The sequence below is a fragment of the Corynebacterium sp. LK2537 genome, from assembly GCF_040946485.1.
In the GTDB taxonomy this organism is placed as follows: Bacteria; Actinomycetota; Actinomycetes; order Mycobacteriales; family Mycobacteriaceae; genus Corynebacterium.
On record NZ_JAYWLQ010000011.1, the window covers coordinates 20,811 to 29,125 of the forward strand.

An 8,315-nucleotide genomic window follows, 5' to 3' on the forward strand; every position below is an offset into this window, starting at 1 on the left:
CAGCTCCTTAGATGAACATCCGTTGCAGCAGCGCCGTCTTGGCTTGCTTGAGGGACGCAATGTACTGAGCCTCGGCGGCGATGAGCTGGTCGAGGTTGGTGAACACTGCACCGATGGCCTGTTGCTCTTCGAGGGTGGGTGGGATAATTGCTTCAGCCTCTGCCAAGTGGCGGGCGTTAAGGGACGGCAATGCACCGCTCTGGGTGAATTGGGTTAGGTCCACGGTCTTGAGGTAGGTATCGGCGAACTGAACATCCCAAGACTCAGTATTCAAAGAGAATGCCATGAGATTGTTATCGAGGAGGAAAGCGTTGTTGACGAGCCTTTTCCGTCCCAGGAAGACAGCAGCACCAACCTTGGCAAATAGAATTGCAGGAACTGCCGTTACGGATGTCCAGTGATTGCGAACAATCTGCCCTTCCGTGACATAGTGGTTGGCGGATTGCAGTTGTAGTTCATTTCCTGGCGCAGAGAGGTCAGATACCTTGTAAAAAGGCAGTCCAATTGTCCCACCTTGTTCACGTTCTGGGAACCCAACGCCGGACCTGAATGCGCCAAGTTCACCCAGGGTCGTTTCTTCCCACTCACCACTGAAGCCATCCAGCCGCAGCTCGGGCAATGTCTGGCCCTCCTGCGGGAACATCCGCTGCATGAGCGCCGTCTTGGCCTGCTGCAGCGCCTTGTGCTTGAGCGTGTGCTGGTTGATGGCCGCGTCGAGGTTGGTGAAGATGGCGCCGATGGCCTGCTGTTCTTCGAGAGTGGGTGCATAGTTAAGAGGAAGTTCTAGGAACTCAGGAAAGCTGATGCTCTTGCCATCGCGAATACCGAAGGTTACGAAGTGTAACTGGTGGATAAAGTGCGAAGAAGCAAACACAAAACGCCAGAACTTGTGATCATGACGAGAACTCTCTCGCGCGCGAAACACGTGGTACGCGGGGGAGGTAATTCCCTCATAATACGAGTGCGCGAAACCGCCTTGGAAAGACCTCAAGTGGACGACGAAGTCCCCTACACAAACTCGCTTGTACCCCACTTCATTCGCTCGGTTGTGCTGGATGGTGTAGTCCACCATGCTGCGGGGGACCATACCCCTGGTTTGTGTCGCTGAAAGGACTGGAAGATCTGGATACCCACGGTCATCGGTCTCAATGAAGATCTCCCGAGCACGCTGAGCCTCCCACTCACCGTCGAAGCCCTCCAGGCGCAGCGCGGGTACGTTGTGGCTACGCATCACGACCACCACCTAGCAGCTCTTGGAGTGCAGCTACGGCCTGCATGTCGGCGGCGTTGCCGGTAAGCCCGCTCAGTAGGCCAGCGAGTTCCTGCTCTGTCTCGCGAATCTGCACGTCGAGGTCGGTCAGCGCGACGGCGTACTTGTCGTGCAGATCCTGGACGCGGCCGGCCAGGTCTGCAAACACATGACCAGGGATTTCACGCAGGTCATCCATAAGCGCAGTAATCCACTTGGCGGTGAGCACCTCATCCACTTGCACGTCGGTAAGCGCTTCGATGGTCGCGTAGGTGTCTTTCTCTAGCTGCTCTTGCGCAGCCTTGAGGTTCTTCTTGAGCTTGTCCCGCTGGGCGATGAGCGCCTTGGCGCTGAGCATGGCAACCTCGGTGCTGCCCTCCGGCCAGGTCTCACCCTCGGCCAGCTTCGGCAGGTCCTTGATGGCCTTGTTCAGCTCGGTCTTCTTGAAGGCATCCTGTTTGTCGTTAAGTACCTCGGCCAGGTCGATCTTGTCGTCTTCGCTTAAGCCCTCGATGAGCTGTGTTAGCTCAGATACAGCTGTGTCCACGTCGCGACTTAGCTGCGTTACCTGGTCCTTCTGTTGCGGCAGGTAGAAGGTCTGCACCAACTCGTTGGGAGCAACGCGCCCATCCCATCCGATTTGGACATAGACCTTCTTCTTTTCCTTGGTCTTCCACTCCATCACGGGGTCGTTGACCCGCACGGCATCGAGGCCTTCGGTCTGGATGATCTCCAGGTCACCGGCGGTTTTGGCCCAGCTGTCATGCAGTACCTGGTAGCTCTCGTAGGCATCGACCAATGGTACAGGGTCGAGTCGGTCGAACAGGTCTGCCTTGAGCTGGTCCTCGGTGGTGGTAATAGGCACGGTGGCCGCGCCGTCTACCAGCAGCGCGTGCAGCTTCTCCGGCAGGTCGGATAGTGCAGCGTCAACCTGGTCGCGAAGTGCCTGGGCTGCAGGGTGTTGGTTGATGGTCTCGCGCAGGTTGGTGGTCTTCAGCTCCGCGTAGCCTTCTACCTTCTCGGTAAACAGTGCCTCACGCAGTCCCGGCAGGGCGGTCCAGTAGTGCTCCAGGGTGTCAATTTCGCTGGTGGGAATGCCGCCGTGCATGGTGGCGTACAGGTCTACAGACTCAGGCGGCAGGGTGGCAGAGACGTAGCGCGGGATGTTGAGGTTGTGGCCGTTGGCGCGAATCTCGTCGCGGGTCACGACCTTAGCGAAGTGCGGTACGTCCACGCGGTTGTGAACGGCATCGACGATGCGTTGGATGTCACGGGCACGCAGGTGGTTGTACTTGCCCTGCTTGATGAAGCCCTGAGAGGCGTCGATGAACAGCATGTCATCGCGGTCACGTTCTTGCTTGAGCACCATGATGATGGTCGCGATACCGGTGCCGTAGAAGATGTTGGACGGCAGGCCAATGACGGCGTCGATGTGGTTGGCCTCGATGAGATTGCGACGGATGTCGGCCTCTGAGCCGCTACGGAACAGCACGCCGTGCGGCAGGACGATGGTGAGAATGCCATCAGGCTTGACGTGGAACAGCTCATGCAACAGGAAGGCGTAGTCGGCCTTGGTCTTGGGTGCTAGACCAAACCGTGCGAAGCGCGGGTCAGCCTCGTTGCCTTCGGGTTCCCACTTCTGGGAGTAGGGCGGGTTGGAGACTACGGCGTCTACATAGAGCGGCTGGTAGGTCTGCACCGGGTCGGCCTCGTCGAACATCGGCCAGTCATGGGCCAAGCTGTCACCGTTGCGGGCGACGATATTGTCGGCCTTCACGCCGCGCATGACCAGGTTCATACGAGTGAGGTTGTAGGTGTTCTCGCGCAGCTCCTGGGCGAAGTACTTAATACGGTCTGGGTCACCCATGCGCTTGGCGACGGCCTGGCCGATGTTAAGCAGCAGAGAGCCAGAGCCGGAGGTTGGGTCGTAAATCTGAATCTCGTCGCGGCCCTTGAGGTGGTCAGCGACGATGTTGCTCATGATGAGCGAGACCTCATGCGGGGTGTAGAACTCGCCTGCCTTCTTGCCCGCGTTGGCCGCGAACTTCTCGATGAGGTACTCGTAGATGTAACCCAGCACGTCATAGCCCTGCTTGCCATCAGTGGGGATGTCATCGATAAGGTCCAGTAGCTTCTTGATGGCAGAGGTACGGGCAGCGTCGGTTGTGCCCAACTTCGACAGGCTGGTGTCCAGGGTGTTAAGGATGCCTTCGAAGACGTGCTTGCGCTCCGGGGCGATGTTGCGCTTAAAGGTAGCCAGGCCGTCGCGCACGTGAGCGATGGAGAAGTCGTTACCTAAGTCTCGCCACGTCGAGTACAGGTTCCCGTAAGTAAGGAAGTAGCCCAAGTTGTTACGCACAAGGGCCACGGTGTCAGTGTCGGTCTCAACGAGCGCATCTGGCAGGTCTTCCGGTTCAGCGTCGTTATTGAGCATGAACTGCTCTACTTGGTCGGACAAGAACTTATAGAAGATGAAGCCGAGGATGTAGTCCTTGTACTCGTTGGCCTCAATTTTGGAGCGCATATTCTTGGCCGACTCCCAGATGCGGGAGGCAAGTTCTTGTTTATTCATGGGGTCGCTTTCTTCACTAAGGCATTAACTACATGGCTCGATTGTGTACACCGAGTGCTTCGGCAGGTCTTTTGGCCCTGAAATTACAGCCACGGGATGTCCGAAATAGTATGCCATTATTGTGACCGTATAACAATTAGCGAATTGGCGATTGTGGACAGCGGGGGTTAGTTCTTCCATACGATTTTGACTCGCGTGGGGTCGAATCGTTTGTTTCCGGTCGTTCCGGGAAGGATGTGGATCTCCGTCAACAGCTGCGCAAGCCGTCACTTATCCTCCACCGAGGCTGCATTCCACCACTGGCGGAAGTCCACATCCTCTACTGTGGGGTGGGGGAACGAGTATTCGATTGTTTCGTTTCCCGCGGTGGCTGGGATTTTTGCCCGCGTTCTGGGCGGAACGCGGGGTCGGTGCGTGGGGCTAGTGTGCGCCGAAGCGCACAATGTCGAGCATCGCGTTTCGGTAGTTGGAGGCGTGCTGCTGGAGTTGTTGAGTTTGGGCGATGATTGCGTTGAGCTGCTTGGAGGCTTCCCCAATGCGCTTTTGCTCGTCACTGCCTAGTTGCGGGATTTCGATTTCACGCACGCGTCGGGTTTTCATATGCACGGAGGAACCCAGTGTGGCGTGTTCGTTGAAGCTGGCGTTGATGCTGGCTGCGAGGAAGTCCGCGTCGAACGTGTTGCTGCGAATGAGGGTGACGGTTGTTGCTGCGGCCCAATTGTCTCCGTCTTCGTCGAAGACGAATGCGGGGATGTTGCTGGAGTTGGGAACAACCACGTCACCCTTGTGGACTCGCACGGTCCGCGGGGTTTCCTTGACGGTCCGCCCGCTCCCCGCCCGCGTCCCTGTTACAAGGTGCAGCTCGGCACCGTCAGTTTCTTGGTCGGTGGTAGTCGAGTGCGCTCGCACGATTTCCACGTCCCCGCGTTCCTGGAGGTCTTTTAGGGTCAGGATTTCCTCCGCAAGCGGCACGTTGCCTTTGGGGAGCGTCAGTGCGGAAAGCTGGCTCAGCGAGTTTTCCAGGGCCTTTTCTGATGCGGCAAAGTTGTCTCGCGCATCAGACGCAGCGATTTCTTCGCGGAAATACTTTTCAGGCAGAAGCTCGCTGTCGTTGGTGACGATTTCGGCCAGACTGAGCTTTCGCGCCGGAATCGAGACCTCCGCCCCGTTCCGCAGGGCCGTGACCCATTCGCCGATGTTCTCGACCGGGTTGTCTTCATTGGTGGCATCGGCAACCCAGACCTCGTCCGCGGCCTCTGGGTCGTTGCACAGCACCCAAAGCATGGAGGGAATCGAGGTGTGCGCGAGGAGCTTTGAGGGAAGCTGGATGATTGCTTCCACGCTGCCGCGCGCGACCAGCTGTTGGCGAAGCTGGGCAGACGTGTGCCGGAAGCCAGCTCCAAGTGGGGTAAGGACATAGGCGTGTCCGCCTGGTGCGAGATGTGCAAGTGCGCTGAGCAAAAACACCTCCTCCGAGTGGAGGGTCGGGCTGCTAGACAGGCCGACGGAGGTCAACAGGGTGCTGCACTCGTCGGGCCGGACGCGCATGCCAAACGGTGGTTCGATGACGACCAGGTCTGCTTGAACGTCCTGGGAAAGCTCGTCGGAGATGGCGTTGGCAGTTTCCAGGGTTGCGTCGACCTCGTGGAGGGCTGCGTTAAGTCGCGCCGCTGTGATTGCGTCGTTGGAAATGTCGACTCCATGCAGGTGGGCGCTGGGTTCTACCTTTGCCAACTTGAGGAGTGTTCCGGCAAGCCCACAGGCAGTGTCGAGGACCGTTGTGTTGGGTTTGATGCTGGTCTTCGCAGCGTTGGCCAGCAGCCGCGTTGCCATGGATTTAGGGGAGCCATATATGCTCAGTGAGCCGCGGCCGCCCAGCCCGACGCATGCTTCGAGGATGAAATCGCAGGCGGCGGCGTAGTCGGTGAAGTCCACGCTGTCGAGTCCCTGGAGGAGGGAGGTCACCCATTTGTCATCGCCGGCTGCCTGGATGTAGTGGTCCAGGCTGGTCTTCGAGAATGGGGTGAGTTCCGACGGCCAGGTGACGTTTGCGAGAGCTTCGCAAAGGGATGCTCGGTCCTGACACTGGGCAATTGTGGCCCAGTAATCACGGCGGCGAGCTTCGAGCAGGTAGAGGAGAACCGTGGCGGTCTGGAGGTTGAGTCCGAACGCGGAGCGAAGCGAGTTAAAAGCGGCGGCCAGGCCGACCCGCTCCCGCTTTGCAGCGAAGTCGTCGGGCAGCAGGTCTCGGTCTGCCAGCCAGGTCTTCACCTCGTCGTAGTTGAAGCGGGGGCGGCGGGCCGGGGAGTCGGCGACGGGCTGGGGGAAGTCGTCGTGACGGGCACGCCAGTTGGAGACGGCAGCTGGAGTCTTGTCGGTGAGGGCAGCAATGTCTTTGATGGTCAGCTGGCCGGAGGGGGTGTTCAATGTTGTGTCTTTCTGGGGTTCTAGGCCGCCTGGACGGCCTGGGTGGTGGTGTTGATGACGTTGGTTGCGGCGAAAGCCAGTCGCTTCGAAAGTGTGAAATTGTGAGCGTAGACGGTGGTGGGCAGTCCCTGTCCGGCGAGTTCGGAGATTTTCTCAGCGTAAATTCTGTCGCCGGAAACAAGCACAAGCTCGTCAAAGCGGGGCGGGAGATTTTCGCCCATAACCTCCAGCAGCCGATAGTCGGCTCCATTGTGCCCGGTGCCCCCAAGGATGCGGGCGTGAGGCCATGCCGCATGGACGTTGGTGATGCAGTTTTTGTCGACAGCGACGACAACGTGGTCATTGTCGGTGGGGGCAATCCAATTGTCGAGTGTTCGTCGACACCAACGCGCCTGGGCTGGGGTGGCAATGGGTCCTCCGTTGAAGTTTTCTGCGTCAATGAGGATGATGCGGCGTTTCATATTGAACTCCTTGTGTTTATTCGTTGTTCGCAAAACATAATTTAACCCATCAACACACACGTGTCAACACGAACCCATCAACACATCACCAATTTTTGACAAAATGCCTGTTCATAGCCATTAGGAAACCGTTCAACACAGACCAAAAAACGGGTAAAATGAACCTATCGACACACGTTTGTCGCAACACCATGCACACATTTCCCCTCGATCCCCGGACATATCCCGCACTAAAGATGTGCACACCCGGCGATTATCGTTAAGGCCATGATTCGCACACTCACCACACGCGCGCACGGTGGGGATTTCCCACCTGGCGGCCGACAGCGCCAGGCACCGCCGCGCGCGCACTGTCACCTGGATTTTTACCCTGGCTGCGATACTTGCGGCCGTCTGCTGCGTCTCGCTCACATTGGTCCGGTGTCGATTTCTCTTGACCGGATAGCCCAGGTGTTCACCCCCACGGTGTCTACTTTCCGGGGGTCGGGCCCCCTCACTCGGGATGGCCAACCCCGTCGACTTCGAGAACCACATTGGTTTAACCACCAGTAGAAAAGAAATAGCCGCCTAACCACTAGGTATCTCTACTATGTGTCCACAATTTACGGGCAAACCCAGTCAATCATAGAACACACTTGGCTGACACCGCTGATTAATCTCGACGAGCTTTACTATCTACTTCGTAGGGGTCGTCAGTTAAGACACCACGAAACATATCTTCGTTTAAAAATTTGAGGATATCGAACAAAGTATCCGCAGTTAAGACAAGCTCATCGGATTGATTCATGTAAACCGAGGGGTTGAGATCGCATTCCTCCATACCCTCCCGAAGGTCAGAAGCATCTAGAGAAGCGAGGTGCCCTCTACGTGCGATGCTTTCTATACGCTTGGCTACCCGAGAGTCACGTACTCCCTTCGCCAGAAGAATCTCATAAGATTCCTGCGTCATCGGGGTTGAATCCTTGATCCCATCGATCCAGCCTTTCGCCATCTTTTTAAGTTCTTCCTGGCCTCGGAAGATGGCAGCAAAGGCAGTCTGGTTGAACACGAATAAGTGCTCTTCTGTAATGATCAGGTCCACACAAGAGTCGAAAGCGAAGACTGCATGATGCGCAAGACTCAGCTCGTCATCCAAGAAACCTAGTCTTTTTTTACGTAGCCCACGTAAAGGATTGAGCTTGCGCAGGAAAGTTACAGAATCCGATCCGATACCAAATTGGAAAGCGTAAAAGTATGGATCTGTTTTTAAGAGGGTCTTCCCCTCCATCTCGGCTATATATTGAGTATCAATCAAAGCCGCTAGAAGGGGTTGCACATTTGACTTCGAGACCTGAGGCACCTCTCCGACTGCCTCACACGTGGTGACGAGATAAGTCTCCTTAGATACGGGACGGGCAGGCTCCCATTCTTCAGGATCTCTCTGCTTCCGATTTTCAAGTACTTCACTCGCAATTTCTGCAAACATATCTTGAGCATCCTGTGCGAGAGCCACTCGTCTCAGAGAGACCTTGTCGTCATTTGATCGATAACCAAGAATGAGGCGGACTGGCTTCGTCAAATCCACAAAATCGAGAAGTTCATCAGCGGTGCTTTTGTCCATAATTCC

At 56.8% G+C, this 8,315-nt stretch carries 5 protein-coding genes; all 5 read right to left on the reverse strand.

The window, feature by feature from the left end; genetic code table 11:
• Positions 1-7: 7 nt before the first annotated feature.
• Complete coding sequence (locus VVS03_RS10930) at positions 8-1,231, reverse strand: restriction endonuclease subunit S (protein WP_368534684.1); 1,224 nt, start codon at positions 1,229-1,231, stop codon at positions 8-10.
• Positions 1,224-3,821 (reverse strand): type I restriction-modification system subunit M, encoded by a 2,598-nt coding sequence (locus tag VVS03_RS10935; RefSeq protein ID WP_368534685.1) that lies wholly within the window; start codon positions 3,819-3,821, stop codon positions 1,224-1,226. The genes VVS03_RS10930 and VVS03_RS10935 overlap by 8 nt, the downstream gene beginning before the upstream one ends.
• A 420-nt stretch (positions 3,822-4,241) precedes the next feature.
• Positions 4,242-6,248: an N-6 DNA methylase gene (locus tag VVS03_RS10940; protein WP_368534686.1), complete on the reverse strand. Its 2,007-nt coding sequence runs from the start codon at positions 6,246-6,248 to the stop codon at positions 4,242-4,244.
• 20 nt (positions 6,249-6,268) lie between these two features.
• A complete protein-coding gene (locus VVS03_RS10945) occupies positions 6,269-6,709 on the reverse strand; it encodes an NYN domain-containing protein (RefSeq protein WP_368534687.1) in 441 nt (146 codons plus the stop codon).
• A 652-nt stretch (positions 6,710-7,361) separates the two neighbouring features.
• On the reverse strand, positions 7,362-8,315 hold a 954-nt coding region (locus VVS03_RS10950; RefSeq protein ID WP_368534688.1), incomplete at its 5' end, for a Kiwa anti-phage protein KwaB-like domain-containing protein.

What these genes read in the sequence shown, in the direction of transcription:
- VVS03_RS10935 (WP_368534685.1), bottom strand. Translation starts at nt 3,821, where the DNA reads ATGAATAAACAAGAACTTGCCTCCCGCATCTGGGAGTCGGCCAAGAAT.
- VVS03_RS10930 (WP_368534684.1), bottom strand. Translation starts at nt 1,231, where the DNA reads ATGCGTAGCCACAACGTACCCGCGCTGCGCCTGGAGGGCTTCGACGGT.
- VVS03_RS10945 (WP_368534687.1), bottom strand. Translation starts at nt 6,709, where the DNA reads ATGAAACGCCGCATCATCCTCATTGACGCAGAAAACTTCAACGGAGGA.